The 26512-nt window shown below is 64.8% G+C and carries 23 protein-coding genes; 15 read left to right on the top strand and 8 right to left on the bottom strand.

Annotation, left to right across the window (positions count from 1 at the left end):
- The first annotated feature begins 119 nt into the window (after positions 1-119).
- The 4 genes from LB564_RS05765 to glcF all read left to right on the top strand — a co-directional run bounded on the left by LB564_RS05765 (position 120) and on the right by glcF (position 5915).
- Positions 120-1442 (top strand): DUF3422 family protein, encoded by a 1323-nt coding sequence (locus LB564_RS05765; protein ID WP_140709242.1) that lies wholly within the window; start codon positions 120-122, stop codon positions 1440-1442.
- 156 nt (positions 1443-1598) lie between these two features.
- Entirely contained in the window at positions 1599-3095 is a 1497-nt protein-coding gene (locus LB564_RS05760) for an FAD-linked oxidase C-terminal domain-containing protein (RefSeq protein ID WP_224535795.1), read from the top strand.
- Positions 3096-3318: 223 nt separating this feature from the next.
- Positions 3319-4524 (top strand): FAD-binding protein, encoded by a 1206-nt coding sequence (locus LB564_RS05755; protein ID WP_224535792.1) that lies wholly within the window; start codon positions 3319-3321, stop codon positions 4522-4524.
- A gap of 65 nt (positions 4525-4589) precedes the next feature.
- Positions 4590-5915, top strand: coding sequence for a glycolate oxidase subunit GlcF (gene glcF / locus LB564_RS05750; protein WP_224535790.1), 1326 nt, complete (start codon positions 4590-4592; stop codon positions 5913-5915).
- A 16-nt stretch (positions 5916-5931) separates the two neighbouring features.
- Here the strand turns inward: glcF and LB564_RS05745 are convergent, their stop codons facing one another.
- Together LB564_RS05745 and LB564_RS05740 are read right to left on the bottom strand one after the other, a co-directional pair.
- Positions 5932-6852 (bottom strand): bifunctional 5,10-methylenetetrahydrofolate dehydrogenase/5,10-methenyltetrahydrofolate cyclohydrolase, encoded by a 921-nt coding sequence (locus LB564_RS05745; protein WP_224535788.1) that lies wholly within the window; start codon positions 6850-6852, stop codon positions 5932-5934.
- A gap of 256 nt (positions 6853-7108) precedes the next feature.
- Positions 7109-7840, bottom strand: coding sequence for a L,D-transpeptidase (locus tag LB564_RS05740; protein ID WP_224535786.1), 732 nt, complete (start codon positions 7838-7840; stop codon positions 7109-7111).
- Positions 7841-8052: 212 nt separating this feature from the next.
- Here LB564_RS05740 and LB564_RS05735 point away from each other — a divergent pair, with 212 nt between their 5' ends.
- Positions 8053-8691 carry a DNA-3-methyladenine glycosylase I gene (locus LB564_RS05735; RefSeq protein ID WP_140709230.1) on the top strand — a complete coding sequence of 213 codons (639 nt, stop codon included), beginning with the start codon at positions 8053-8055 and terminating at the stop codon, positions 8689-8691.
- A gap of 90 nt (positions 8692-8781) precedes the next feature.
- Here the strand turns inward: LB564_RS05735 and LB564_RS05730 are convergent, their stop codons facing one another.
- Positions 8782-9171, bottom strand: a complete 390-nt coding sequence (locus LB564_RS05730) for a hypothetical protein (RefSeq protein WP_224535784.1) — start codon at positions 9169-9171, stop codon at positions 8782-8784.
- Between the two features lie 49 nt (positions 9172-9220).
- Complete coding sequence (locus tag LB564_RS05725; RefSeq protein WP_224535782.1) at positions 9221-9472, bottom strand: hypothetical protein; 252 nt, start codon at positions 9470-9472, stop codon at positions 9221-9223.
- Positions 9473-9720: 248 nt separating this feature from the next.
- On the opposite strand from LB564_RS05725, the gene hisS reads away from it, so the two are divergent.
- The 4 genes from hisS to LB564_RS05705 all read left to right on the top strand — a co-directional run bounded on the left by hisS (position 9721) and on the right by LB564_RS05705 (position 15092).
- Positions 9721-11226, top strand: a complete 1506-nt coding sequence (gene hisS / locus LB564_RS05720) for a histidine--tRNA ligase (RefSeq protein WP_224535779.1) — start codon at positions 9721-9723, stop codon at positions 11224-11226.
- 178 nt (positions 11227-11404) lie between these two features.
- Positions 11405-12526, top strand: a complete 1122-nt coding sequence (locus LB564_RS05715; RefSeq protein WP_224535777.1) for an ATP phosphoribosyltransferase regulatory subunit — start codon at positions 11405-11407, stop codon at positions 12524-12526.
- Positions 12523-13221, top strand: a complete 699-nt coding sequence (gene hisG, locus LB564_RS05710) for an ATP phosphoribosyltransferase (protein WP_224535775.1) — start codon at positions 12523-12525, stop codon at positions 13219-13221. Before LB564_RS05715 ends, hisG begins: the two co-directional genes overlap by 4 nt.
- 98 nt (positions 13222-13319) lie before the next feature.
- Entirely contained in the window at positions 13320-15092 is a 1773-nt protein-coding gene (locus tag LB564_RS05705) for an AMP-binding protein (RefSeq protein ID WP_224535772.1), read from the top strand.
- A 7-nt stretch (positions 15093-15099) separates the two neighbouring features.
- Here the strand turns inward: LB564_RS05705 and LB564_RS05700 are convergent, their stop codons facing one another.
- Positions 15100-16641, bottom strand: coding sequence for an alpha/beta hydrolase (locus LB564_RS05700; protein ID WP_224535771.1), 1542 nt, complete (start codon positions 16639-16641; stop codon positions 15100-15102).
- Between the two features lie 209 nt (positions 16642-16850).
- Between LB564_RS05700 and LB564_RS05695 the strand changes: the two genes are divergently transcribed.
- A complete protein-coding gene (locus tag LB564_RS05695; RefSeq protein WP_224535768.1) occupies positions 16851-17492 on the top strand; it encodes a class I SAM-dependent methyltransferase in 642 nt (213 codons plus the stop codon).
- 17 nt (positions 17493-17509) lie between these two features.
- On the opposite strand, the gene LB564_RS05690 is transcribed toward LB564_RS05695, so the two are convergent.
- Positions 17510-18181: a TetR/AcrR family transcriptional regulator gene (locus LB564_RS05690; RefSeq protein WP_140709212.1), complete on the bottom strand. Its 672-nt coding sequence runs from the start codon at positions 18179-18181 to the stop codon at positions 17510-17512.
- A gap of 203 nt (positions 18182-18384) precedes the next feature.
- Positions 18385-19329, bottom strand: a complete 945-nt coding sequence (locus tag LB564_RS05685; RefSeq protein ID WP_224535766.1) for a nucleoside hydrolase — start codon at positions 19327-19329, stop codon at positions 18385-18387.
- Between the two features lie 103 nt (positions 19330-19432).
- On the opposite strand from LB564_RS05685, the gene LB564_RS05680 reads away from it, so the two are divergent.
- From LB564_RS05680 to LB564_RS05665, 4 genes are all read left to right on the top strand, one after another.
- Positions 19433-20446 (top strand): isopenicillin N synthase family dioxygenase, encoded by a 1014-nt coding sequence (locus LB564_RS05680; RefSeq protein ID WP_224535764.1) that lies wholly within the window; start codon positions 19433-19435, stop codon positions 20444-20446.
- Positions 20447-20524: 78 nt separating this feature from the next.
- Positions 20525-21382: an ABC transporter substrate-binding protein gene (locus LB564_RS05675; RefSeq protein WP_224535762.1), complete on the top strand. Its 858-nt coding sequence runs from the start codon at positions 20525-20527 to the stop codon at positions 21380-21382.
- A 57-nt stretch (positions 21383-21439) separates the two neighbouring features.
- A complete protein-coding gene (locus LB564_RS05670) occupies positions 21440-22381 on the top strand; it encodes an amino acid ABC transporter permease (protein ID WP_224535760.1) in 942 nt (313 codons plus the stop codon).
- Positions 22378-23184, top strand: coding sequence for an amino acid ABC transporter ATP-binding protein (locus LB564_RS05665; protein ID WP_318012770.1), 807 nt, complete (start codon positions 22378-22380; stop codon positions 23182-23184). Before LB564_RS05670 ends, LB564_RS05665 begins: the two co-directional genes overlap by 4 nt.
- Before the next feature lie 19 nt (positions 23185-23203).
- Here LB564_RS05665 and LB564_RS05660 read toward each other — a convergent pair whose 3' ends face one another.
- Entirely contained in the window at positions 23204-24112 is a 909-nt protein-coding gene (locus LB564_RS05660) for a hydrogen peroxide-inducible genes activator (protein ID WP_224535758.1), read from the bottom strand.
- Positions 24113-24290: 178 nt separating this feature from the next.
- On the opposite strand from LB564_RS05660, the gene katG reads away from it, so the two are divergent.
- On the top strand, positions 24291-26492 hold the full coding sequence (gene katG / locus LB564_RS05655; RefSeq protein WP_224535756.1) for a catalase/peroxidase HPI: 2202 nt from the start codon (positions 24291-24293) through the stop codon (positions 26490-26492).
- Positions 26493-26512: the final 20 nt, after the last annotated feature.

Raw genomic sequence — 26512 nt, 5'->3', positions numbered from 1 at the left:
CGTCGATTTCCGCGCCGCGCCGGCATATCGCCCGGCGCTAAACTTTGCTGTTTACCTCCCTTGCCGATTGCCGCAAGACGGCGCGATTGCACGAAGGGTCGAAACCAGGGGGACCAGACGTGTCGGACGAGCCGTCCAATCTTGAATTCCAGCCGCGCAGCCAAGGCAGCGTCATGGGCTTTCCGGCGCATGAAGGCCGGCCCGGCGCGCTCGGCGAGGTTCACGCCCGCCCGCATCCGCTGGTCGAGAAGCCGCGCGTCCTCGTCCAGCTCTCCTTCATGACCGAAGGCGGCTCCGCGGTCGACCATGCCGTGCTTTCGGAACTGTCGCGCCGTCTTGGCATCGCCGCCCCCGAGCGGCATGCCCGCCACCACGCCATGAAATGGGGCAAGGGCACGCTGCGCTGGGAGCGGCATACGGAGTTCTCGACCTATCTTTGGGAAGGGCCGCTGGCCGAGAACGGCCGGGGGCAGGAGGATTCGCCCTTCGGCAACGGCTTTTCCCCGCCGGGAACCGTCATCTCGGGTATCCGGCTCGAGATCCGCAAATGGACGCAGACAAGCGAGAGGCAGGTCGCCGGTTTCGACCCGACCAGCCTCTGTTACTCGCTGGTCGAGCGCGGCAGCGCGGCCATCGTCACCGACTTCCGCCAGGATGGCGACGGCATGACCCGCATGCTGGTGCTCGACCGGGGTCTGACGCCGGCCAGCACCGGTGCGCTGTCGCAGCGGCTGATCGACATCGAGACCTACCGCACGCTTGCCATGCTCGGGCTGCCGCTGGCGCTCACCTTGTCTGGCCGCGCCCGCCGCATCGAGGACCGCCTGGCGCAGACGACACTGGAAATGAAGGTCGCCGAGACCCGCGACAACCAGACGCTGCTCGCCGGCCTGACCGAACTCGCCGCCGAGCTGGAGGCGGACGCCGCTTCCAGCCTTTACCGCTTCGGCGCCAGCCGCGCCTATGACGGCATCGTCACGGAAAGGCTGGAGGCGCTGGATGAGGAGCCTGTGCAGGGCTACGACACCTGGGCGGGCTTTCTGCTGCGGCGCATGGCGCCAGCCATGCGCACCTGCCGCTCGGTCGAGGAGCGCCAGGCCAACCTGTCACGCAAGCTGACCCGTGCCACCACGCTGCTGCGGACCTGGGTCGACGTCGAGGTCGAGAAGCAGAATCGCGACCTGCTCGCCTCGATGAACAACCGCGCCCGCTTGCAACTGCGCCTGCAGCAGACCGTCGAAGGGCTCTCGGTCGCCGCCGTCTCCTATTACGTTGTCGGCCTCATCGGCTATGTCGCCAAGGGGGCGTCGGTCTTTGGCCACGCCTTCGCGCCGGAGGTCGTCACCGCGGCGTCCGTGCCGGTTGCCATCCTGCTGGTCTGGTGGGGCGTGCGCAGGGTGCGACGGATGCATTCCGAGCCGGCCAGACATCCGGGCGAATAGTCCGCGCCATGCTTCGGGCGCGACAGATGCGCAGCGGCAGATTGCCGCTGCGGAAGCTTCGCCTGCGTCCGCCGCCTGGCCGCCACCAAAGCAAGGTTTGCAACAAATGCCGCCAGCTGGTAAATCATTTTTACCAGTCGAGTGGAGGAAGCGCCGATGTCCGGCCTTGCCATGCCCAAGCCAGACGCCGAGACGCTGCGCCGGCGTAGCGAAATTGTAGCCGACATGCGCATCATCGTGCCGGGCGAGGGTGTCGTCGACGCCGCCAACGCCATGCGCGCCTTCGAGAGCGATGGCCTGACCGCCTACCGCCAACTGCCGCTGGTCGTGGTGCTGCCCGAGACGGTCGCGCAGGTTTCGCGGGTGCTGAAATACTGCAACGACCGCAACATCCGCGTCGTACCGCGCGGATCCGGCACCTCGCTGTCGGGCGGCGCGTTGCCGCTGGAGGACGCGGTGCTGCTCGTCATGAGCCGGTTCAACCGCATCCTCGAGATCGATTTTCCCAACCGCATCGTCGTTGCCCAGCCCGGCGTCACCAATCTCGGCATCACCATAGCGGTCGAGCAGGAGGGCTTTTACTACGCCCCCGATCCGTCCTCCCAGATCGCCTGCTCGATCGGCGGCAATGTGGCGGAGAATTCCGGCGGCGTGCACTGCCTGAAATACGGCCTCACCGCCAACAATGTGCTGGGCATCGAGATGGTGCTGATGAATGGCGAGGTGGTGCGGCTCGGTGGCAGCCACCTCGACGCGGAAGGCTATGATCTGCTCGGCGTGATGACCGGCTCGGAAGGTCTGCTCGGCGTCGTCACCGAGGTCACGGTGCGCATCCTCAAGAAGCCGGAGACGGCACGCGCCTTGCTGATCGGCTTTCCGACCAGCGAGCAGGGCGGCCAGTGCGTCGCCGACATCGTCGGCGCCGGCATCATTCCAGGCGGCATGGAAATGATGGACCGGCCGGCGATCCACGCTGCCGAGGATTTCGTTCATGCCGGCTATCCCCTTGATGTCGAGGCGCTGCTGATCGTCGAACTCGATGGCCCCGGTGTCGAGGTCGATCATCTCATCATCGCGGTCGAGGCGATCGCTATTCGCAACGGCTCGACCACGTGCCGCATCTCGCAGTCCGAGCAGGAGCGCCTGAGTTTTTGGGCCGGCCGCAAGGCGGCCTTCCCCGCCGTAGGCCGCATCTCGCCCGACTATTACTGCATGGACGGCACCATTCCACGCAAGGAACTCCCGCGCGTGCTGGCCGGCATGCGCGAGCTGTCGGAAAAATACGGTCTCGGCGTCGCCAACGTCTTTCACGCCGGCGACGGCAATCTGCATCCGCTGATCCTCTACGATGCCAATGTGCCGGGCGAACTCGACAAGGCCGAAAGCTTCGGCGCCGATATTTTGCGGCTCTGCGTCAAGGTCGGTGGCGTGCTCACCGGCGAGCATGGTGTTGGGGTCGAAAAGCGCGACCTGATGCCGGAAATGTTCAATCAGGTCGATCTCGACCAGCAGATGCGCGTCAAATGCGCCTTCGACCCCAACCATCTGCTCAACCCCGGAAAGGTGTTCCCGCAGCTGCGCCGTTGCGCTGAGCTAGGGCGCATGCATGTGCATCGGGGGCAGGTGGCGTTTCCGGACATTCCGAGGTTTTGAGTTGCATGTTGGTGCCTGAACACCCCCCCCTGTCCTGCCGGACATCTCCCCCGCAAGGGGGGAGATCGACTCCGATAGCCCCCTTCGCCAACTACCTACGTTGGGCAGCGGGCGCGACATTGAAGCGGCCAATCTCCCCCCTTGCCGGGGAGATGTCCGGCAGGACAGAGGGGGGTGTGAAGGAACTCGACGTCTCTGCACTTGCAAGTGGCATGTCACGCCAATGACCACCTTCACCCCGACCACGTCAGACGAAGTCCTCTCCACCGTTGCCTGGGCGGCGGCGGAAGAAACGCCCTTGGAAATCCTCGGCCACGGTTCCAAGCGCGGCATCGGCCGTCCGTTGCAGACAGAGCACACGCTCGACTTGTCGAAACTATCAGGCGTTACCCTCTACGAACCCGCCGAACTGGTCCTGTCGGCAAAATCAGGCACGCCTCTGGACGATATCGAGAAGCTGCTGGCGCAAAACGGCCAGCAACTGGCGTTCGAGCCGATGGACTACGGCTCGTTGCTCGGTGGCGAGCCGGGCAAAGGCACCATCGGCGGCGTGCTTGGCGCGAACCTATCCGGCCCACGCCGGCTGAAGGCGGGCGCCGCGCGCGACCATATCCTGGGTATCAACGTCGTCTCCGGTCGGGGCGAAGCCTTCAAGTCGGGGGGCCGCGTGGTCAAGAACGTCACCGGCTACGATCTCTCCAAGCTGATGGCCAACAGCTGGGGTACGTTGGCCGTCTTCACCGACGTCACCTTCAAGGTGCTGCCGGCCGCCGAGACCGAGGTAACGCTCGCCGTCCGTGGGCTGCTCGACGATGCCGCGGCAAGCGCCATGGCCCTGGCGCTCGGCTCCAGCGCCGAAGTATCGAGCGCGGCCCATCTGCCGGAGCGGATCGCCGCGCGCGTCGCCGGTGGAAGTCTTGGCAGTGAAGCCGCCACGCTGCTGCGCGTCGAAGGCTTTGGCCCGTCCGTTGCGTACCGCATCGCGGCGCTGAAGGCACTGCTCGGCAGGGCGGGGCCGCTGGAGGAGATTTCCGGTGAGGCCTCGAAGGCGATCTGGCGCGACGTGCGCGATTGCAAGCCCTTCGCCGATGGCAGCGAGAAACCGGTCTGGCGCGTGTCGATGACGCCCGCCCAGGGACACCAGATGGTCCTGATGCTGCGCATGCAGGCCGCCGTGAGCGCCTTCTATGACTGGCAGGGGGGGCTGGTGTGGCTGCGCATGGAGGAGGGCGATCCCGAAGCCGGCCTCCTGCGCGGGCTGTTGCGCAAACATGGCGGCGGCCACGCGACGCTGGTGCGCGCCGCGCCTGCCCATCGCGCCGCGCTGCCGGTGTTCGAGCCCCAGGCGCCGGCGCTGGCGGCGCTGAGCCAGCGGCTGAAACAGGAATTCGACCCCAAGAACATCCTCAATCCCGGCCGCATGGCCTAGAGCAGTTCCAGGAAAAGTGTGAAACGGTTTTTCGTCCGGAATTGCGTCTAAACAGAGCGTCAGAGATGCAGACCAATTTTTCGCCCGAGCAGCTTGCCGATCCAGATGTCGCCGAGTCCGAAAAGATCCTGCGCAAATGCGTGCATTGCGGCTTCTGCACCGCCACCTGCCCGACCTATGTGACGCTTGGCAACGAGCTCGATTCACCGCGCGGGCGCATCTACCTGATCAAGGACATGCTGGAGAACGGCCGTCCCGCCGACAAGGAAATCGTCACCCATATCGACCGTTGCCTGTCGTGCCTCGCCTGCATGACCACCTGCCCGTCGGGCGTCAATTACATGCATCTGGTCGACCATGCCCGTGCCCATATCCAGGAAACCTACAAGCGCCCGCTGCTCGATCGGCTGATCCGCGCCATGCTGGCCTTCGTGCTGCCCTATCCCCGGCGTTTCCGCACAGCGCTCAAACTGGCGAAGCTGGGCAAGCCATTCATAGGCCTGTTCGAGAAGATCCCGGCGCTGAAGCCGCTCGGCGCCCTGCTCAAGCTCGCGCCGGCATCCATTCCGGCGGCCTCGCCGATGGCCTTGCCGGGCGTCCATGCCGGACAGGGAGCAAAAAGAGGACGCGTCGCGATCCTCACCGGCTGCGCCCAATCGGTGCTCGATCCCGGCATAAACGACACCACCATTTCGTTGCTGACTCGGCTCGGCGTCGAGGTGGTGGTGCCGCCGGGCGAGGGCTGCTGCGGGGCGCTGGTCCATCATATGGGGCGGGAAGAAGCCGCCCTTGCCTCGGCCAGGCAAAATGTCGATGCCTGGACCCGCGCCGTGGAACAAGGCGGGCTCGACGCCATCATCATCACCGCGTCCGGGTGCGGCACGACGATCAAGGATTACGGCTTCATGCTGCGCCTCGATCCGGCCTATGCCGACAAGGCCGCGCGCGTGTCGGCACTGGCCAAGGACGTCACCGAGTATCTCGCCGCGATCGACCTGCCCGAACCAATGTGCAAGCCGGGCACGATCGTCGCCTATCACTCGGCCTGCTCGATGCAGCACGGCCAGAAGATTGCGCGCCAGCCGAAGGAACTGCTCGCCAAGGCCGGTTTCATCGTGCGCGAGCCGCGCGAGGGGCACCTCTGCTGCGGGTCGGCCGGCACCTACAACATCCTGCAATCGGAGATCTCGGCCAGGCTGCGTGACCGCAAGGTGAAGAACATCGAGGCGACAGGCGCGTCGATCGTCGCCACCGGCAATATCGGCTGCATCACGCAGATCGCCTCCGCCGCCAGCATGCCGGTGGTGCACACGATCAAATTGCTCGACTGGGCCTATGGCGGGCCAAGACCGGACGGCGTTGCGGAAGAGGGCCTGATCGCGGCGGAATAGGGCGTCCGTTCCGGCGCTATTCCGCCGCCAGCCTGTCGGCCGTGCCGTAGGTCGCCTCGTAGAGCGCGCGCTGGCGGCTGAGCGCGACCATGGTGTTGCGCAGCAGGATCGCCACCGTGATCGGGCCGACGCCACCCGGCACGGGCGTGATCCAGGAGGCAACCTCGCGCACGCTTTCAGTGTCGACGTCGCCGACAATGCGGCTCGCCCCGTCTGGTCCGATCTCCGAATTGATGCCGATATCGATGACGGCCGCACCCGGCTTGACCATGTCGGCCTTGATCAGCCTGGGCTTGCCAACGGCGACGAACAGCGCGTCGGCACGCCGTGCATGGGCGGCGACCGAGCGCGTCATGTGGTGGCAGACCGTGACCGTCGCGCCTTCGCTCATCAGCAGGAAGGCGATCGGCTTGCCGACGATCTCTGAATGGCCGACGATGACCACTTCCAGCCCCTTGAGGTCGAGGCCGGTTTCCTTGAGCAACTCGACCGATGCGGCGGCCGTGCAGGGCGCCAGATCGAGCTGGTTGTAGACGATGTTGCCGATCGAGGCCGGGTGCATGCCCTCGACATCCTTCAGCGGATGTACGGCCGCCTGCAGCGTCTTGATCGGGATATGCGCCGGAACCGGCCGCTGGATGATGATGCCGGTGACACGCGGATCGGCGTTCAACCCATGGATCGCCGCTTCGAGTTCGCCGGAGGTGATGGTGGCGGGAAAGCGCCGTTCCTCGAAATCGATGCCGGCGAGCTGGGCCTTGGCACGCTGGTTGCGCACATAGACATCCACCGCGTCGGTATCGCCGACGGTGATCGACATCAGCTTGGGCGGAAAACCCTCGGCTTTGGCAATGGCCGCATCCTCGCGCACGGCGGCGATGATGCGCTGGGCAACCGGGCCGCCCTTGAGATAGCGGCTGTCGTCGGACAGGGACATGGAGGGACTCTTTTCGTTCGTTGACGCCGACATAGCAAAAGAACGTCGAAAATGTCAGCACGAAAGCGAACGGCGATACCTCCTGCGCGACGCAACGACGCGGGCCACATCCGACACCAGCCAAAAAGAGAGGGCAGCGCGGTTTCCCGCGCTGCCCTTCCTGACCGACCGCATCCCCATACGGCCCGTCCCCCGTTATCCCTGTACTGGCCTCGAAAAGCGAAGTGCTTTGCCGGCCAGTGATTCGCGTAAGCTATTATATCACCTCGACCGTGGTTCCGACATTGACCCGCTCATAAAGGTCGACCACGTCCTCGTTGCGCATGCGTATGCAACCCGACGACACCGCACCGCCGATCGTCCAGGGCTGGTTGGTGCCGTGGATGCGGTACTCCGTCGTGCCGAGATAGAGCGCACGCGCGCCGAGCGGGTTTTCCATGCCGCCGGCCAGATAGGTCGGCAGATAGCGGCCCTTGGCCGCCTCGCGCTTAATCATCTCGGCTGGCGGACGCCAGTCCGGCCAGATGCGCTTGTTGGTGATCTTGTGCGTGCCCGACCATTCGAAGCCGGGTTTGCCGGTGCCGACGCCGTAACGCCGCGCCTTGCCGTTCTTCTCGACCAGATAGAGGAAGTTCTGCGTGGTATCGATGACGATGGTGCCTGGCTTCTGGCCGCCGTCATAAGCGACTTCCTGCGGCAGGTAGATCGGGTTGATCTGCGGGCGCATGACCGTGCGCTTGGCCGGCGCCTGCACGCCCGCCGTCTGAACGCGGTCGGGCTGCGCGGTGCGTTGGCGCGGCTGCTGTTGCACCGCCTGCCGGTTCTGCCGCACGATGCCGGGCGCTTGGCCAAGCTGCAGCACCCAGGGCGCGGAAAGGTCGGGGCTCACCATCACCGGCGGCCTGTCGGCATAGCGGTCATTGGCAAGGGAGGGCATGGTACTCGCGGCAAGCACTGCCGCGCTGAACAACGGAAGCAGGAATTTCATCGGGAACGCACCTTGATCGCCTGACACGCCGGGCAAGAACGCTCCCGGTTTTCGCGATCATTGGCGGCGAGCAGCAACCGAAACATGAATCGGAATGCGTAAAATGCGGTTCTGTCGGTATACCTTTTGGTGTGGTTACCGCCGGGTTCAGGAATCTGGTAAAGCCACGGTAAAAGCGGCGCGCAAGCGCGTTAACGGATGGATTTCTTGAGATGAGCAATGAAAATACCGGCCTGCTTGCCGGTCCCGACGGTGTCGTGCGCTGCTTCTGGCATGGCAATCTGCCGGACTATCTGCACTACCACGACCATGAATGGGGCCGGCCAGTGGCCGACGACCGCAGGCTGTTCGAAAAGATCTGCCTGGAAGGATTTCAGTCGGGCCTCTCGTGGCTGACCATTCTGCGCAAGCGGGAGAATTTTCGTGAGGCCTTCGCCGGCTTCGACTTCGACAAGGTCGCCGCCTTCACCGATAGGGATGTCGAGCGCCTGCTCGGCAATGCCGGCATCATTCGCCATCGCGGCAAGATCGTCTCGACCATCAACAATGCCAAACGCGCCCGCGAGATGGTCGACGAGTTCGGCTCGCTGGCCGCCTGGTTCTGGAAGTTCGAACCCGGCAAGGAGGAGCGGCCGCAAACCGTCGACCTCGCCCATCTGCGCGCCAACCCGACCACCGCGGTCTCGGTCCGGATTTCGAAGGAGCTGAAGAAGCGGGGCTGGACCTTTGTCGGCCCGACCACCGTCTACGCCTTCATGCAAGCCATGGGCCTGGTCAACGACCATCTCGAAGGCTGCGTGTGCCGCAAGGAGATCGAGAAGGAGCGGAAGGCTTTCAAGCGGCCGAAATAGCCACTTTTGCCTTCTCCCCGTTCACGGGGAGAAGGTGGCCAGAAGGGCCGGATGAGGGGCGGCGCGAACCTCCGAATGCTCGCGCTGCCCTCACTTCTCGAACCGTCCCTCGTGCCCGCTGCCATTGATGTCCCACACCAGGCTGCGGCCGGAAATGGTCAGCACAAGGCCGCTGAAACCGCTGTCGTCGGGCGTATGATGGGTCGATGCCGCGCTGCGTCCGGCGGGAATGACCTCGACCGTCGAGCCCTTCTTCACCCAACAGCCCTTGCCGTACTGGTCGTTGGCGCCATAGGCGAGCATGAATTCGAAGCTGCCGTCTTTCCTGAGCAGCAGTTCGGAGCCGACCTCCATGACGCCGCGCAGATAGTAATGCCCGGCAAGGCCCGCCTCGCCGGGCTTGCAGCCGGCGGCGCTGGCCGGATTGGCAGCTCCAAGAAGAAGTGCGCAGCCAAGCGCGTATGCGTAGCTCAGGCGCATGCTCAATCCCCCGATCAAGAATGAAATCGCTTCCGTGAGGCGGGTGCTTTCAGGTGCCGTTGGCTCCGGCCAGGAACAGCCCGGCGACGATCGCCGCCACGGTGGCCACCGTCGGATAGATCACCAGCAGCCCGGTCACCAGGGCGTCGCGCAGGGAAGGCTCCTTGCTTGTGCCGGCCGTCACATCGAACGGCCCGGCCGTCTGGCCAACCATTTTCGGTGCATGACTGCGCGCCGGACGCAGGCGTGCCGGCAGCTCACCGGCCTCGCTGTTGGCATGGAATTCCGTTGCGCTGCTCATGTCCGAACCCCTTCGTTTCGGTGCGCTATATCGGCCGCGATTGTGTCGGCACGATGCCGCGCTCATGGCGGCATTGTTTCATTCTTGGTGCGTTTTTGTTTCAGGGGGGTTCGATTCTTCGTGAACTCATCAGGCGCGCTGGGGGGCGCTAACCCTTGCCGCTCCCGGCTTCATCGGTTAGGAAACGCGCGCTGCGGAACAGGAACTTCCTGTCCATGCGGCGCCACGAAACACCGGGTGCTCATCTCATGGCCGACAAATCGGAAAAGACGAAAGCGCGGCTGCCGCGCGGATTTGCCGACCGCAGCGCCGAGGACATCCGTGCCGTCGAGAAGATGATGGCGACGATCCGCTCGGTCTACGAGCTTTACGGCTTCGAGCCGGCCGACCAGCCGCTGATCGAATATACCGATACGCTGGGCAAATTCCTGCCCGACCAGGACCGGCCGAACGAAGGCGTATTCTCCTTCCAGGACGACGACGACCAGTGGCTGTCGCTGCGCTACGACCTGACGGCCCCCACCGCGCGCTTCGTCGCCGAGAATTTCGAACGCCTGCCCAAGCCATACCGCAGCTACCGGTCCGGCTGGGTGTTCCGCAACGAAAAGCCCGGCCCCGGCCGCTTCCGCCAGTTCATGCAGTTCGACGCCGACACGATCGGCACGCCGGGCGTGGCGGCGGATGCCGAGATGGCGATGATGATGGCCGACGTCATGGAAGCGCTCGGCATCAAGCGCGGCGACTACGTCATCCGCGTCAACAACCGCAAGGTGTTGGACGGCGTGCTGGAAGCGATCGGCCTCGGCGGCGACGGGAATGCCGGGCGCCGGCTGACGGTGCTGCGCGCCATCGACAAGCTGGACAAGCTTGGTCCGGAAGGTGTCCGGCTTCTGCTTGGCCCGGGGCGCTGGGACGGCGGCAAGGAAGGCGAAGGCGACTTCGCCAAGGGCGCCGGGCTGGACGATACGCAAGCCGAGGCCGTTCTTCTGGCGACGGCGCGCAATGCGCAGGCCGGCCAGGACGCCAGTGTCAGCGGCAACGCGACCTACCAGGAAGGCGTTGGCGAACTCGCGACGATCGAAGCCCTGGTCAGGGCCGCCGGATATGCCGAGGACCGCGTCGCCATGGACCGTTCCGTCGTGCGCGGCCTGGAATATTACACTGGCCCGGTCTTCGAGGCCGAACTGCTGGCCGAAATCCCCAATGAGGATGGCCAGATCGTACGCTTCGGCTCGGTCGGCGGTGGCGGACGTTATGACGGTCTGGTGTCGCGCTTCCGCGGCGAGCCGGTGCCGGCGACCGGTTTTTCCATCGGTGTCTCCAGGTTGATGACGGCGCTGAAGAACCTCGGCAAGCTCGACAGCGCCGACGTGATCGCGCCGGTTGTCGTGCTGGTCATGGACAAGGACACCGAAAGCCTCGGCCGCTACCAGAAGATGGTGGCGGAACTGCGCGCCGCCGGCATCCGCTCCGAAATGTATCTCGGCGGCGCCGGCATGAAGGCGCAGCTCAAATATGCCGACCGGCGCGGCTGTCCGGTCGCCATCATCCAGGGCGGCGACGAGCGCGCCAAGGGCGAGCTGCAGATCAAGGACCTGATCGAAGGCGCGCGCATGTCCGCCGAAATCACCGACAATGCCGAATGGCGCGCCGCACGCCCGGCGCAGGTGACGGTGGCGGAAGGTGAGCTGGTTGCCGAAGTGAGGAAGATCCTGGCGGCGCAGGCTGCCGATCGTGTGAAGGGTGGCGCTTGAACACCCCCCTCTGTCCTGCCGGACATCTCCCCCGCAAGGGGGGAGATTGGCAGTTTCAAGTGCGGAGCCCTTTCTGCAACGACGGTGGTTGGCGAAGGCGTGCGCGACATCCGATCTCCCCCTTTGCGGGGGAGATGTCCGGCAGGACAGAGGGGGGTGCCTCGCGCCCATCCTGTCCATGACCTCCCGCTGCCCCGCCATATCAGCCGACATCACCAGCCTCTTCGCCACCCGCGACACCCACGCCGTGGAAGTCGCCGTGCTGCAGCCGGCCGATCCGTTCCTCGACATGGCCGGCGAGGATCTGCGCCGGCGCATTTTCCTTACCGAAAGCGAGACCGGACAGACACTCTGCCTGCGCCCCGAATTCACCATTCCGGTTTGCCTCGATCATATCGCCAGCCAGGCCGGCACGCCGCGCCGCTACTCCTATCTTGGCGAAGTGTTTCGCCAGCGCCGTGAGGGCGGCAACGAGTTCTTCCAGGCCGGCATCGAGGATCTCGGTGATCGCGACACGGCTGAAGCCGATGCCCGCTCGGTGGCCGACGCGCATGCGCTGCTGTCGCTCGTCCTGCCCGGTCAGCCGCTGTCGGTCACGCTCGGCGACCAGGGTATCTTCGAGGCGGTGCTGGCGGCACTCGGCCTGCCGCGCGGATGGCGCATGCGGCTGGCCCGCGCCTTCGGCTCGGCGCCGATGCTGGAGGCGGCACTCGCCGATCTCGCCAACCCGCCGCGCAACGGGCAACTCTCCGGCGATGTCGCGGCGCTTGTGCTCGACGGTGATCTCGAAGGTCTGTCAGCTCATATTGCCGGCGGCATGGAGGAGGCTGGCCTGTCGGCATCGGCCGGGCGCGCGCCATCGGACATTGCACGGCGATTGATCGAGAAGGCCGAATTGCGCAGCGTGCGGCTGTCGAACGAGGCCTTCGCGGCGCTGAAAGGTTTTCTGGCCATCGACGTGCCGCTCGATGGCGCGGCCCAGGCATTGGAAACCTTCGCCGCTGGCGCCGGACTTTCGCTGGGTGCGGCGCTGGAAAAATTCGCGGCCCGCGCCAAGGCGATCGAGGCGCATGGCTTGCCCTCGGGAAAAATCCGCTACGACGCGGCCTTCGGCCGTCCGCTCGATTATTACACCGGTGTGGTCTTTGAAATCGCTGCCAGGGATGGCGAGCGTCCCCTTGCCGGTGGTGGGCGCTACGACAGGTTGCTGACGCTGCTTGGCGCCAAGACCGCGATACCCGGTGTCGGCTTCTCCGTGTGGCTCGACCGCATCGAGGCGTTGCGGGAGACGGCACTATGATCACGCTGGCGATCCCCTCGAAAGGCCGGCTGAAAGAGCAGGCGCTGGAGCTTCTGGCCAAGGCCGGCCTCGCCGTCAGCCTGCCCGGCGACGAGCGCAAATATCACGCCCGCGTCGGGGGCATGGACAATGTCGAAGTGGTCTTCCTGTCGGCCTCCGAAATATCGGGCGAAATAGGGCAGGGCGCGGTCGATCTCGGCATCACCGGCGAGGATCTGGTGCGGGAAAATCTCGCCGAATGGGAAGCGCGGGCCGAAATCGTCGCCCGTCTCGGCTTCGGCCATGCCGATGTCGTGGTCGCGGTGCCGGAGATCTGGCTCGATGTCGACACCATGGCCGATCTCGATGACGTCGCCGCCGATTTCCGCCAGCGCCATGGCCGGCGGCTCAGGATCGCCACCAAATACTGGCGGCTGACGCAGCAGTTCTTTTCGCAGAAGCACGGCATCCAGGTCTACCGCATCGTCGAGAGCCTCGGCGCCACCGAGGGCGCGCCGGCGGCAGGGCTTGCCGACGTCATCGTCGACATCACTTCGTCGGGCTCGACGCTGCGCGCCAACCATCTCAAGGTGCTGGGCGATGGCGTCGTGCTGCAGTCGCAGGCCTGCCTGGTGGCCTCTAGGAAAGATCGTTCCGCTGCCGACGAGGTCGTCTTGCGCGATATAGCCGCGAAAATGGCGGCGGCGGTCGGATAGTCCGGTTTCCCCCGAGGGGAGGGACGCCTCGACCATCGGCGGGATTTCCACCGTCCCGGCAGGCTGATAGGCTCGGTCCGTGCTGGGAGGAGACAGCGATGCCGGTCAATCTCGACGAGCTGAAGAACGCCACCAATCTGCGCGGACGCGGCGCGCGCTCCGGCATTGTGTTTGTCGCGCCCGTCGACGGCAGGGCGCATGTCTCCGGCGAGCGCAAGGTTCCGTTGCTGGAGCAGACCATCCCAGCCCTTTTCTCCGACACCGTCAGCAAATACGGCACGCTCGATGCCGCAATCTTCGTCGGCCAGGACAAGCGCTTCACCTGGAGCGAACTGTCGGACACCGTCGATGCGCTGGCCGCCGGCTTCCTGGCGCTCGGCCTCCATAAGGGCGACCGGGTCGGCATTTGGTCGCCCAACCGCTGGGAATGGCTGGTGACGCAATTCGCCACCGCCCGCATCGGCCTGATCCTGGTCAACATCAATCCGGCCTACCGGTTGACCGAACTGGAATATGCGTTGAACAAGGTCGGCTGCAAGGCGCTGGTGACGGCGGCGAGCTTCAGGACCTCGGACTATCTCGGCATGATCGAGACGCTGGCGCCGGAAATCGCCACGGCGACACCCGGCAGACTGAAGGCCGCGAAATTGCCGGCGCTCAGGATCGTCATCCGCATGGGCGAGGAGAACTCGCCAGGCATGTTCAATTTCGGCGACGTGCTGGCCATGGCCGGCCGCGACGAGCATGACAGCCTCGACCGCATCTCCGAGGGCCTGAAGCCTGGCGATGCGATCAACGTCCAGTTCACTTCGGGCACGACCGGCGCGCCCAAGGGCGCGACGCTCACCCATCTCAACATCGTCAACAACGGCAATTTCGTCACCTCGGCCATCAAACTTACCGTCGACGACCGGCTCTGCATCCCGGTGCCGCTCTATCACTGCTTCGGCATGTCGATGGGCACGATGGGCTGTGTGTCGAAGGGCGCGACGATGGTTTTCCCCTGCGAGGGTTTTGATCCCGGCCTGACGCTGAAGGCGGTCGCGCAGGAGCGCTGCACGGGCCTCTACGGCGTGCCGACCATGTTCGTCGGCATGCTCGATCATCCGGATTTCCCGACCTTCGATCTCTCCAGCCTGCGCACCGGCATCATGGCCGGCTCGCCATGCCCGATCGAGGTGATGAAGAAAGTGGTGTCGCTGATGCATATGTCGGAGGTGACCATCGCCTACGGCATGACCGAGACCAGCCCGGTCTCGTTCCAGAGCAGCACCGACGATCCGCTGGAAAAGCGCGTCTCGACCGTTGGGCGCATCCATCCGCATGTCGAGGTCAAGGCGGTCGATGCCGAGGGCGCCACCGTTGCCGTCGGCGAGCCGGGTGAGCTTTGCACGCGCGGCTATTCGGTGATGAAGGGCTATTGGGACGACGACGAAAAGACCCGTGAGGCAATCGACACCGACGGCTGGATGCACACCGGCGACCTCGCCACCATCGACGCCGAGGGCTATTGCAACATTGTCGGCCGCGTCAAGGACATGGTCATTCGCGGCGGCGAGAACGTCTATCCCAGGGAGGTCGAGGAATTCCTCTACCGTCATCCCAAGGTTCGGGAAGTGCAGGTCTTCGGCATTCCCGACGCCAAATATGGTGAGGAGTTGTGCGCCTGGATCGTGCTGAAGCCCGGCCAGGTCGCCACCGAACAGGAGATCAAGGCCTTCTGCGCCGGCCAGATCGCCCATTACAAGATACCGCGCCACATCCGCTTCCGCACCGAGTTGCCGATGACGGTGACCGGCAAGCCGCAGAAATTTCTGATGCGTCAGGCGATGGTGGAAGAGTTGGGAGTGGTGGCACAGAAGACGGCGTGAGGCGGGATCAGTCGCGTCGCGCCATTGCGCCGATGCTGTCGAGCAGCGCCTGCTGGTCGCCGGCCCAGAACCAGTGGTCGTCGCCGTCGACTTCGATGAACCGGGCGCCGGGAATGCTGGACGCGAGGAACCGCCCGGCCTCGATGCGCACGGCCCGGTCGCCGGAGCGGTGGAGGATCATCGTCGGGCCGGAGACTTTTGCCAGGAGGTGGCGGATATCGGCATCCCGTAGCGCCTCCAGCAGGCCGGCGACCGCGCCCGGGCTGGAGGCCGCCCTGAGCAATCCGGCCCACCATATCCTCGCCTGACGGTCATCAACGAGGCTCGGGGCAAAGGTTTCGATTTCGGCCGGGCCGCCCCAGCCGGCGAGCAGGCGTTGCTTCCACAGATCATATTGCGCGACGGTCAAGGCGAAGGGATAGTCGGGTGCGCGGCTGCCTTTGGCAAGCGAGCCCCACAGAACGAGGCCGGTCAGGCGATCGGGATGCTCGACGGCAAAGCGAATACAGCCAGGCCCACCCTCCGACGCGCCGACCAGCAAGGCCCGGCGGCTGCCGGCCGCGTCCATGACCGCCAGAATATCCTGCGCCGTCGCCTCGACCGTGGGGCGGGCACCGACGCGGTCTGAGAGCCCCATGCCGCGCCGGTCGAAGAGGATCAGGCGACCGAGGCGCGAAACCTCGGTCAGCCAGGCGCGGCAGGTCGGGTCTTCCCAGATACGCTCGACATGCGAAATGAAGCCTGGAACAAGCACGATGTCGGTCGGGCCGCCGCCGACGATCTGGTACGCGATATGGATGCCGTGCACCGCGACATAGCGCGTCCTGGGCACGTCCAGGGTGGCGTCCAGAGTTGGCTCGCGCAGCATGGCGAGCGTGGCGGGGTCCGGCGCGACGCCGAGTTCGTCCCGCAAGAGCCGGATGCAGGTCTCGATCTGGCGCTCTGCCGCCGCTCTGTCCCCGGCCGCCAGGTGAGCGCGGATCAGATGGCGGTGCGCGCTTTCGCTCAAGGGGTCGAGTGCCGCCAGCCGTGTCGCATGAACGACCGCGCCGCGCGGCTCGCCGCCGGCGATCTTGGCTTCGACGAGCCGCTCCAGCGCCTGCACCAGGCGGCCGCGCAAGGTCTCTCGCCGGAAGAAGACCCACTCCTCGAATTCTGGACAGTCCGGCAGCGAGAAGCCGGCGAGATAATCGTCCTTGTAGATCCCGGCTGCCTCGTCGAGAGCGCCGCAATTGCAGGCCTGCTCGAAAACCCTGGTGTCGATCTCGGCGGACGCCGGGTGCAGGCTCAGCGAGGCGCCCGTGGCGGCGATGATCTCGCTGCCGAAGGCGATGCGGATTTTATAGAGCGTACGCCGCAGTCGCGCGCGTGCGGCCTGCTCATCGGCTTCTGGCCACAAAAGCGTGGCGACGACCTCGCGCGCCACCGGTCCGCTGGCCTCGACGAGATAGATGAGGAGCGCCGCCGCCTTGCGCAGGGCGAGATCCACCCGCCGGCCGTTCAAGCGGAACTCCGGAAAACCCAGAAATCGGAATTCCAGTCGTTCCATCGATCCGCACACGGCCAAGCAGGGACGTTGAGGGGACGCCGGCCTTCTATCCATCCCCACGACATCGGGCCGATCGGGCCCGATCATGAGACTCCTTGGAGCGAGAAATGTCACTGGTCAATACTTTCACCCACTATTGCACATCAGGGCCCCTTGCCGGCGGTGGCGCCCCTGTTGGTGTTGCCGACGCACTGCAAGGAGGCTGAGACATGTGCCAATCCTGTCTCTCCTGGTACGCGCGCTGCATTGCTCCCTACCTGGTCCACGCCGGCTGTTCGGCCAGCGCCTTCGCTGACATGCGCAGGCGCCTGATTCCACGGGCAGGGGGCGTTGTCGTCGAAGTGGGCTTCGGGTCCGGCCTGAACCTTCCCTATTACGACGCCGGCAGGGTGAAGCGGCTGGTCGGCGTCGATCCCGACGGCACGATGCTCGGCCTGGCCGAACCGAAGAGCCGTTCTTTGCCATTCAATGTCGACTGCATCCGGGCCAGCGGTGAAAACCTGCCCTTGGCCGACAGCGTCGCCGACACGGTGGTCGTCACCTATGCCTTCTGCACCATTCCGGACCCCGAGGCGGCGCTGACTGAGATCCGGCGCATCCTGAAGCCCACGGGCCGGTTGATCTTCATCGAGCACGGCCAGGCCGAGGGGCCGCGTTGCCGCCGGTGGCAGGAACGTCTGAACCGGATATGGGGCCGGCTTGCCGGCGGCTGCCATCTCAACCGCGATCCATTGCACCTGATCGATGCGGCGGGTTTTCATGTCGTGGAAGCGGAGCGTGAGCGGTTCCGGCTGCCTTTCTGGCAGTTGGGAAGCCACCATGCCGGTATCGCGATACCCCTAACGGGTTGAGACGCGTTCGTCGTCTCCTATCGCCCGCCCTTAATCTCCGACGGCCGTGGTGCTGAACCCCGCTCCTGCACCAGCGGCCCGAGCAGCACTTCGCCGAACAGCGGCTGGTAGCTGCGGCGCACCGCCGGGTCCTCCTTGAAGGACAGCGCATATTGGCCGATCTGGTGGAAATAGGTGATGCGGGCCCTGACCAGGCTCTCGTCCGGGGGATAGCCCATGGCGCGGAAGGAGCGCATCAGGAGTTCGACACGCAAATCGTCGATATCCTTGACCTCCCGCGCCAGCTTTTTCGACGTTCGCGACCAGTCGCGCACGGCGAGGTCGAGCAGCGGGCTGAACGGTGCCTCGTCGACCCAGACATGCACGATGTCGGTGAAGAACTGCAGGCCGTCCACGTCGTGCATCTCGCGCATCGCCCAGAAGGGCTGGCAATTGATGTCCCGCCATTCCTGCAGCAGGCCGTCGCGAAGATCGGCCAGGCTGGTGAAGTGGAAATAAAAGCTGCCGCGCGTCACCTTGAACTGCTTGGCCAGGCGGTCGATCTTCACCTCGCCGATGCCGTGCTTCTCCAGCACCTTGCGCGCCGCCGCGATCCAGGCCTCGCGGCTCAGCGTCTGCCGCGCCGCCTTCGCGGGCGCGGCAGGCTTGGACGGTCTCTTGCCTTTGGCCGGCGCGCTATCGGCTTTCATGTGATCAAGACCTTCATCGCCTTGCCCAACGCCTGCAATCCGTTTGCCGGCTCCGATGCGCTTGGCGACTCATCAACTGTCCATCTATCGCGGAACGTTAGAGCAATTCCAGGAAGAGTGTGTAACGGTTTTCGTCGGGAATTGCGTAAAAACAAGGAGATAGAGTGGCCCGGCGTTTCTATGAGCGCCGGGCCGCGCCAAGCTCAGGGCAATGCGCTGATCCGCTCCAGCATGAGTTCGAAGAACGGCGCCGGATCGATGCGCCGCAGGACGTTGCAGTTCTTGCGGCGTCCCGTCACATGCCACCAGTCGACGACCGTCATGCCGATAGTCTCTGGCGAGACGATGTCGACCGTCACCGCGCACTGGCGCTGTTCATAGATTTGCGGCGCCAGGAGATAGCCGGTGACGCAGGCATCGTGGATCGGGCGTGCCGGCGTCTCGAATTTGTGGGTGCCGTACTGGCGGTAGAAGTCCGCCAGGTTCGCGGCCTCGATCGCGGCGCGGCTGCCGGTGGCGCGCAAGCGGTCCAGCCATTCGGGCGTCATCAGCGCGGTGTAGGTGCAGTCGATGCCCGCCATGGTCACCGGCACGCCGCTGTCGAACACCTTGTGCGCGGCATGCGGGTCGACGAACATGTTGAACTCGGCGGCTGGCGTGGCGTTGCCGCCCTGGAAGAAGCCGCCGCCCATCAGCACCACTTCGCGCAGCCGAGGTACGATCCTCGGCTCCATGGTCATGGCCATGGCCAGGTTGGTCATCGGCCCGAGCGTGCAGACGGTCAATTCGCCTTCCGGCGCATCCATGATGGTGCGCACCATGTAATTGACCGCGTGTTCGCTTTGCAGCGGCGTCACCGGCTCGGGCAGGTCGGCGCCGTCGAGGCCGGTTTCGCCATGGACATATTCGGCGGTGATCAGCTTGCGCACCATCGGCGCCGGACATCCAGCATGAACAGGCACATCGGGCCGCCCGGCAAGCTCCACGACCTTGAGCGCGTTCTTCGACGTCAGTGCAAGCGGCACGTTGCCCCCGACCGTGGTGATGCCGACCACGTCGAGCTCATCTGGCGAACCCAATGCGAAGAGGATGGCGAAGGCGTCGTCCTGGCCCGGATCGGTGTCGATGATGATCTTGCGTGGTGCCATGATGCCGCGTCCTTGTTTTTGCGATCGAAAGCCTATTGATGAGGCCGTTCGGATGTGTAGAAATACAGTACTGTATCTTATGTTCAAGACAGGGTGTTCGAAAATGGATGCACAAGAGCGCGGCGATTTTTCCGAAATTCCGATCCTCGACGTCTCGGCGCTCTATGGCGACGACGAAGCCGGGATCCGGGCAACGGCAGCGACCTTGCGCCGCTATCTCGAGACGATCGGCTTCCTCTATGTCACCGGCCACGCCATTCCGCGCGCCGACGTCGAAGCGGTCCGCGAAGCTTCCAAGCGCTTCTTTGCCTTGCCCGAGGAGGAGAAGGCGAAGCTGAAGATCGACAAGAATTTTCGCGGCTTCCTGCCCTTCGCCGGCTCGACCATCGTGACCTCGTCGGTGGCGACCGTCAGCAAGCCGAACCAGAGCGAATCGATCTTTTTCATGCACGAGGTCGGCGCCGATGATCCGCGGGCCCTGGCCGACAAGCCGTTGCAAGGCCCGAACCAGTGGCCTGACGAGGCGGCTCTTGCCGGGTTCCGGGAAACGATCGAGCGCTACGTCCAGGAAATGAGCACGCTCGCCCGCAAGATGGTGCGCGCCATCGCGCTCTCGCTCGGGTTGCCCTCCGGCAGCCTCGACCGCTATTTCGAGCAGCCGACGACCTTCCTGCGGCTGCTGCACTATCCGACGCAGCCCCAGGAAGAGGGGCTTTTCGGTTCGGCGCCGCATACCGATTATGGTTTCATCACGCTGCTGGCGCAGGACAATGTCGGCGGCCTCGAGGTCAAGAACAAGGCCGGCGACTGGGTTCCAGCGCCTCCGGTTCCGGATTCCTTCGTCATGAATGTCGGCGACATCCTGGCGCGCTGGTCGAACGACCAGTTTGTCTCGACGCCGCATCGCGTCATCAACCGCTCCGGACGCGAGCGCTATTCGCAGCCCTTCTTCTTCGATCCCTCGATGGACGAGACGATCGCCGCGCTTCCGGTCTGCGTGCCTGCCGGCACACAGCCGAAATACGAGCCGGTGCTCTATGGCGATTACTTGATGGAGCGCATCGACAAGAATTACCACTACCGCAAGAAGAAGGCGGCCGAGGCAGCCGCCTCGTAAGGCATGCCGAGCCCAGGCCGGGCACCGGCCCGGGCTTTGCGGCAAGACTGCAATCAAGGACAAGAAAGGGGAACAGCAATGAACAGATATCTGCAAATGACCGGCCTCGCGCTGGCGCTTTCCGCCACCGTCTGGGCCGGGGTTTCCAAAGCCGCCGATGTGCCGAAATCGGCTGAGGTGAAGCAGAGCGGAACGCTCGCCGTCGCCAACACGCTGGACTTCGCGCCGTTCGAATATCTCGACGCCGACGGCAAGCAGACCGGCATCATCGTCGAACTCGCCGGCGAAGTGGCCAAGCTCGTCGACGCCAAGCTCGATATCCAGCGCACGCCGTTTCCGTCGATGATCCCGGGCCTCGCGGCCGGCCGCTTCAAGATCGCCTGGGAGACCTTCTCGGCCACGCCGGAGCGCCTGAAGCAGGTCGATTTCGTCATGTTCCTGAAAGCGGGCCTGGCCGTCTCGACGTCACCCGACAAGAAAGCGAGCTTCAGCGGCGACACGCCGCTTTGCGGCAAGCGCATCGGTGTCTCGGCCGGCAGCGCCTCGGATTTCCTCGTCGACAAGCTCACCAAGGAGTGCACCGACAAGGGCCAGAAGGCCATCGAGAAGTCCGTCTTCAACTCTTCGACCGATATCGTCCAGGCAGTGCTTTCGGACCGCGTCGACGCGCGTATGGACGATGCCACGGCATCCAGCTATTTCGAGGTGACCAGCAAGGGCCAGTTGGTGGTGCTGCCGACGCTTTATGAGGTGGCGCCGCTCGGCATGGCGATCGCCAAGGACGACAAGGAAACCGCCGACATGATGGTGGCGGCCCTTGCCGAGCTGTTCAAGAACGGCACGTACAAGACTGTCCTGGAGAAGTATGGCATGGGCGCTTACGCGATCAAGGAACCCTACTTCGTCGGCTCCATGGACGCGCTTCGAGCCGAATAAGGATTACCCGGCGCCTGACCACGGGCCAGGCGCCGGCCAGAAATCAGGAGACCGTTGATGGGCGTGGCCCACCCGACCGAGATCGGCATCGAGCCGGGCGCTGCCGCCGCCGTATCGCGGCTGACCGTTGTGCCGCAGCGCCGCTATGGCATCTGGATCGGCACCGCGCTCGCGCTGCTGCTGGCGTTTCTGATCATTCGTGCCTTTGCCAGCAACCCTGCTTTCGCCTGGGGCACGGCCGCCGGCTATCTTTTCCATCCCTCGATCATGCGCGGCCTGGGCAACACGCTGCTGCTCACCGTCGTCATCATGGTGCTGGGCATCGTGGTCGGCACCGTCATCGCCATCATGCGGGTGTCGCCAAGCCCGGTGCTGCGCGCCTTTTCCGGCGTCTATGTCTGGTTCTTCCGTGGTGTGCCGGCGCTGATCCAACTGATTTTCTGGTTCAACCTGTCGCTGCTGGTGCGCGAAATCTCGCTGACTTTGCCGTTTATAGGCACGCTGTTTTCGGTGCGTACCAATGATTTCATGACGCCGTTCTTCTCCGCCGTCGTCGCGCTGTCCCTGTGCGAGGCCGGCTACATGGCCGAGATCATCCGCGCCGGCATCAAGTCGGTGCCGTCAGGCCAGTCGGAAGCGGCAAGCGCGCTCGGCATGCCCTACCGCATGATCCTGAAACGCATCACCTTGCCGCAGGCCATGCGCTTCGTGCTGCCGCCGACCGGCAACGAAGCGATCAACCTTCTGAAGATGACCTCGCTGGTGACATTCATCGCCGTCGACGATCTGTTCTACACGGCGCAAAGCATCTACGCGCGAACCTTCGAGACCATCCCGCTGCTGATCGTGGTCGCCTTCTGGTACCTCGCCGTGGTCAGCATCATGTCGGTCGGGCAGCATTTCCTGGAACGCCATTTCGGCCGCAGCGATGTCAGACGCGCCCCCCTGACGATGCGCGCCTTGCGCAACGCCATCAGCCTGCGCGGCGTTGCCCGATGAGCGATGTGAAATCCGAAAATCGTGCCCGCTTCGGCGTGCCGGCCAACTCCATGGTGTTCGCGCGCGGCGTGCGCAAGACCTATGGCCAGCTCGAAGTGCTCAAAGGCGTCGACCTCGATGTGCCGGAGGGATCGGTCGCCTGCATCATCGGCCCGTCGGGGTCCGGCAAGAGCACGTTCCTGCGCTGCATCAACCATCTGGAAAAGCTCAGCGGCGGCATCCTGCTGGTCGACAGCCAGTTCGTCGGCTACGACCTGAAGGGCGACAAGCTCCATGAGGTGAAGGACGATCTTCTGTGCCGGCGCCGTGCCGAGATCGGCATGCTGTTCCAGTCGTTCAACCTGTTCTCGCACATGACCGTGATGGAGAACCTGATCGAGGCGCCGACGCAGGTGCGGCGAATAGCTCTGGACCAGGCGAAGGCCGAGGCGGAAGTGCTGTTGCGGCGCGTCGGCCTCGCCGACAAGGTCGACCGCTATCCGCGCGAACTGTCCGGCGGCCAGCAGCAGCGTGTCGCGATCGCGCGCGCCATGGCCATGAAGCCCAAGGTGCTGCTTTTCGACGAGCCGACCTCGGCGCTCGATCCGGAACTGGTTGGCGAAGTCCTGCAGGTCATGCGCGACCTGGCCGAGAGCGGGATGACGATGGTCGTCGTCACCCACGAGATCGGTTTCGCCCGCGAGATCGGCGACCAGCTCGTCTTCATGGACGGCGGCGTGATTGTCGAACGCGGCACGCCGCGTGAGATGATTGCCAATCCGACATCGCCGCGCACCCGGGAATTCCTGTCACGGGTGCTGTAGCCCGTGGTTTGACCCGCTCTCAGCCCGCCAGCACCGCCGCGCCGAGGCCCCGGATAATCTTCGCCAGCTCGACGCATTCGCCATGCCGTGCATTGTTGCGCCGCCAGGCAAGGCAGATCATGCGCTGCGGCATCGGCTCCTGGAACGGCACGACTTTGAGGTCGGGGATGGTGCCGGCGGGCCCAGCCGCCATTTCCGGGATGAGGGTGACGCCGAGCCCGTGCGCCACCATCTGCAGCAGCGTGGTCAGGCTGGTGGCGCCGTAGCTTGCCATCGCCACCGGCCGCACATTGCCACAGACGGCCAGCGCCTGTTCGCGCAGGCAATGGCCTTCTTCCAGCAGCATCAATCTTTCCAGCGCCGGGCTCTCGGGTGGGACCGGCGGCGAGGCGAAAGCCGGATCGCCTGATGGCACGGCCAGGAAGAACCGATCGGGAAACAGCGCCTCGGTGATCAGCCCGGGATGGTCGAGCGGAAGCGCGGCGATGAAGGCATCGAGTTTTCGCGATGCGGTGTCATCGACCAGGGAGGTGGTGACCGCCTCGCGCAATTCGAGCAGCAAGGCCGGGAAGTGCTTCTTCAATTCAGGCAGGGCGCGCGGCAGAAGATAGGGCGCGATGGTCGGGATGATGCCCAGGCGGAAGCGTCCCTCCATCGCCGTGCGGCCGCGCCGGGCTGTCGTTTCCACGTCACGGATATCGGCCAGGATGCGCTCGATGCGCGGCAACAGCGCAATCGCGTCATCCGTCATGCGCACCGACCTGCCGCCGCGCTCGAACAGCCGGCAGTTCAGCCGTTGCTCCATTTCGGCGATCTGGGAGGATAGCGCCGGCTGGCTGACACCGGCAAGTTTCGCCGCACGCCCAAAATGCAGCGTCTGCGCCAGCGCGTCGAAATAATGCATCTGGCGAACCGTCAATCCGATCATGTGGTCAAGCCCGTCATAAGAAAATCCTATCGAAATAAACAGGAAAGACAATTTGTTTTTATCGTCAGTGTGCCCTAGTCTGGAACCGTTCCAGATTGGCGCGCGCCGCTGGCCGCCCCCAAAATCTCGGCAAAAATCACCTCGGCACAATCAAACCTCGGCAAAATTGGAGTGAGACATGGACGCGAAAACCGACGATAACAGCGCGGGCAAATGCCCTGTGGCGCATGGATCCGCCGGCCGGACCAACCGTGACTGGTGGCCGAACCAGCTGGACCTCGGCGTTCTCCACCAGCAGTCGAACCTATCGGACCCGATGGGCGAGGACTTCGACTATGCCAAGGAATTCGCCAGCCTCGATCTCGATGCGGTCATCAAGGATCTGCACCATGTGATGACGGATTCGCAGGATTGGTGGCCAGCTGACTTCGGCCATTACGGGCCGCTGTTCATCCGCATGGCCTGGCACAGCGCCGGCACCTACCGCATCGGCGACGGCCGTGGCGGCGCAGGCGCCGGCCAGCAGCGTTTCGCGCCGCTCAACAGCTGGCCTGATAACGCCAATCTCGACAAGGCGCGCCGCCTGCTCTGGCCGGTCAAGCAGAAATACGGCCGCAAGATTTCCTGGGCCGACCTGTTGATCCTCACCGGCAACGTCGCGCTGGAATCGATGGGCTTCAAGACCTTCGGCTTCGCCGGCGGCCGCGCCGACGTCTGGGAGCCCGAGCAGGACGTGGACTGGGGTTCGGAAACCAAGTGGCTCGGCGACGAGCGCTATTCGGGCGACCGTGAGCTTCGCGGCCATCTCGGCGCCGTGCAGATGGGCCTGATCTACGTCAATCCGGAAGGGCCGAACGGCAAGCCCGATCCGCTGGCCTCGGCCCGCGATATCAGGGAAACCTTCGCGCGCATGGCCATGAACGACGAGGAAACCGTGGCGCTGATTGCCGGCGGTCACACGTTCGGCAAGACCCATGGCGCCGGCGATGCCTCGCTGGTCGGTGCCGAGCCCGAAGGCGCCGGCATCGAGGCGCAGGGCCTCGGCTGGTCGAGCAAGCATGCGTCAGGCATTGCCGGCGATGCCATCACGTCAGGCCTCGAAGTCACCTGGACGACGACGCCGACCAAGTGGAGCAATAACTTCTTCGACAATCTGTTCAACTTCGAATGGGAATTGACCAAGAGCCCGGCGGGCGCCCATCAGTGGACGCCGAAGGGGGGCGCCGGTGCTGGCACGGTGCCGGACGCGCACAACCCTTCCAAGCATCATGCGCCGGCCATGCTGACCACCGATCTCGCGCTGCGGGCCGACCCGGCCTACGAGAAGGTCTCGCGGCGTTTCCATGAGCATCCGGAGCAGTTCGCCGACGCCTTTGCCCGCGCCTGGTTCAAGCTGACCCATCGCGACATGGGTCCTGTCGTGCGCTATCTCGGCCCGTTGGTGCCGAAGGAAGAGCTGATCTGGCAGGACCCGATCCCGGCGATCGATCATGAACTGGTCAGCGAGCAGGACATCGCCTCGCTGAAGGCCAAGATCCTGGGCTCCGGCCTGTCGGTTTCCGAACTGGTCTCGACCGCCTGGGCCTCGGCTTCGACCTTCCGCAACTCCGACAAGCGCGGCGGTGCCAACGGTGCCCGCATCCGGTTGGCACCTCAGAAGGACTGGGCTGTCAATGAGCCGGCCCAATTGTCGAAGGTGCTGGCCAAGCTCGAGGCCATCCAGAAGGAGTTCAATACCGGTGGCAAGAAGGTATCGCTGGCCGACCTGATCGTGCTCGGTGGTGTCGCCGCGGTCGAGAAGGCCGCGAAGGACGGCGGCAACGACGTGAAGGTGCCGTTCACGCCCGGCCGCATGGACGCTTCGCAGGAGCAGACGGACGTTCACTCCTTTGCCGCGCTCGAGCCTAAAGTCGACGGCTTCCGCAACTACGTCAGGGGCAAGCAGCCCATGTCGGTTGAAGCCATGCTGGTCGACCGGGCGCAGTTGCTGGGCCTGACGGCGCCGGAGTTGACGGTGCTTGTCGGCGGCCTGCGGGTGCTTGGCGCCAACACCGGGCAGTCAAAGCACGGCGCGCTCACCGACAGGCCGGGTACGCTGACCAACGACTTCTTCGTCAACCTGCTCAGCATGAGCACGGTGTGGGATCCGGCCGCCGGTTCTGTTCCGGGTTCGGAAGAGGTGTACGAAGCGCGCGACCGCAAGACCAAGGCGGTCAAGTGGACAGGCACCCGCGCCGACCTGATCTTCGGTTCGCACGCGCAACTGCGAGCGCTGGCCGAAGTCTACGGATCGGCGGACGCTGGGCAGAAATTCGCCCGGGACTTCGTTGCGGCATGGACCAAGGTGATGAACGCCGATCGCTTTGATATCGCTGCCTGATTCGAACTTAAGGCCTACGA

The sequence above is a fragment of the Mesorhizobium sp. ES1-6 genome, assembly GCF_020164775.1.
GTDB lineage: Bacteria > Pseudomonadota > Alphaproteobacteria > Rhizobiales > Rhizobiaceae > Mesorhizobium.
Note: the sequence above shows the minus strand (reverse complement) of the source record. Positions and strands in the feature narration are given on the sequence as shown.

Excerpts from the sequence above, each read along its gene's own strand:
- LB564_RS05760 (WP_224535795.1), top strand. The coding sequence starts at position 1,599 with ATGTCCGGCCTTGCCATGCCCAAGCCAGACGCCGAGACGCTGCGCCGG.
- LB564_RS05755 (WP_224535792.1), top strand. The coding sequence starts at position 3,319 with ATGACCACCTTCACCCCGACCACGTCAGACGAAGTCCTCTCCACCGTT.
- glcF (WP_224535790.1), top strand. The coding sequence starts at position 4,590 with ATGCAGACCAATTTTTCGCCCGAGCAGCTTGCCGATCCAGATGTCGCC.
- LB564_RS05745 (WP_224535788.1), bottom strand. The coding sequence starts at position 6,852 with ATGTCCCTGTCCGACGACAGCCGCTATCTCAAGGGCGGCCCGGTTGCC.
- LB564_RS05740 (WP_224535786.1), bottom strand. The coding sequence starts at position 7,840 with ATGAAATTCCTGCTTCCGTTGTTCAGCGCGGCAGTGCTTGCCGCGAGT.
- LB564_RS05735 (WP_140709230.1), top strand. The coding sequence starts at position 8,053 with ATGAGCAATGAAAATACCGGCCTGCTTGCCGGTCCCGACGGTGTCGTG.
- LB564_RS05730 (WP_224535784.1), bottom strand. The coding sequence starts at position 9,171 with ATGCGCCTGAGCTACGCATACGCGCTTGGCTGCGCACTTCTTCTTGGA.
- LB564_RS05725 (WP_224535782.1), bottom strand. The coding sequence starts at position 9,472 with ATGAGCAGCGCAACGGAATTCCATGCCAACAGCGAGGCCGGTGAGCTG.
- hisS (WP_224535779.1), top strand. The coding sequence starts at position 9,721 with ATGGCCGACAAATCGGAAAAGACGAAAGCGCGGCTGCCGCGCGGATTT.
- LB564_RS05715 (WP_224535777.1), top strand. The coding sequence starts at position 11,405 with ATGACCTCCCGCTGCCCCGCCATATCAGCCGACATCACCAGCCTCTTC.
- hisG (WP_224535775.1), top strand. The coding sequence starts at position 12,523 with ATGATCACGCTGGCGATCCCCTCGAAAGGCCGGCTGAAAGAGCAGGCG.
- LB564_RS05705 (WP_224535772.1), top strand. The coding sequence starts at position 13,320 with ATGCCGGTCAATCTCGACGAGCTGAAGAACGCCACCAATCTGCGCGGA.
- LB564_RS05700 (WP_224535771.1), bottom strand. The coding sequence starts at position 16,641 with ATGGAACGACTGGAATTCCGATTTCTGGGTTTTCCGGAGTTCCGCTTG.
- LB564_RS05695 (WP_224535768.1), top strand. The coding sequence starts at position 16,851 with ATGTGCCAATCCTGTCTCTCCTGGTACGCGCGCTGCATTGCTCCCTAC.
- LB564_RS05690 (WP_140709212.1), bottom strand. The coding sequence starts at position 18,181 with ATGAAAGCCGATAGCGCGCCGGCCAAAGGCAAGAGACCGTCCAAGCCT.
- LB564_RS05685 (WP_224535766.1), bottom strand. The coding sequence starts at position 19,329 with ATGGCACCACGCAAGATCATCATCGACACCGATCCGGGCCAGGACGAC.
- LB564_RS05680 (WP_224535764.1), top strand. The coding sequence starts at position 19,433 with ATGGATGCACAAGAGCGCGGCGATTTTTCCGAAATTCCGATCCTCGAC.
- LB564_RS05675 (WP_224535762.1), top strand. The coding sequence starts at position 20,525 with ATGAACAGATATCTGCAAATGACCGGCCTCGCGCTGGCGCTTTCCGCC.
- LB564_RS05670 (WP_224535760.1), top strand. The coding sequence starts at position 21,440 with ATGGGCGTGGCCCACCCGACCGAGATCGGCATCGAGCCGGGCGCTGCC.
- LB564_RS05665 (WP_318012770.1), top strand. The coding sequence starts at position 22,378 with ATGAGCGATGTGAAATCCGAAAATCGTGCCCGCTTCGGCGTGCCGGCC.
- LB564_RS05660 (WP_224535758.1), bottom strand. The coding sequence starts at position 24,112 with ATGATCGGATTGACGGTTCGCCAGATGCATTATTTCGACGCGCTGGCG.
- katG (WP_224535756.1), top strand. The coding sequence starts at position 24,291 with ATGGACGCGAAAACCGACGATAACAGCGCGGGCAAATGCCCTGTGGCG.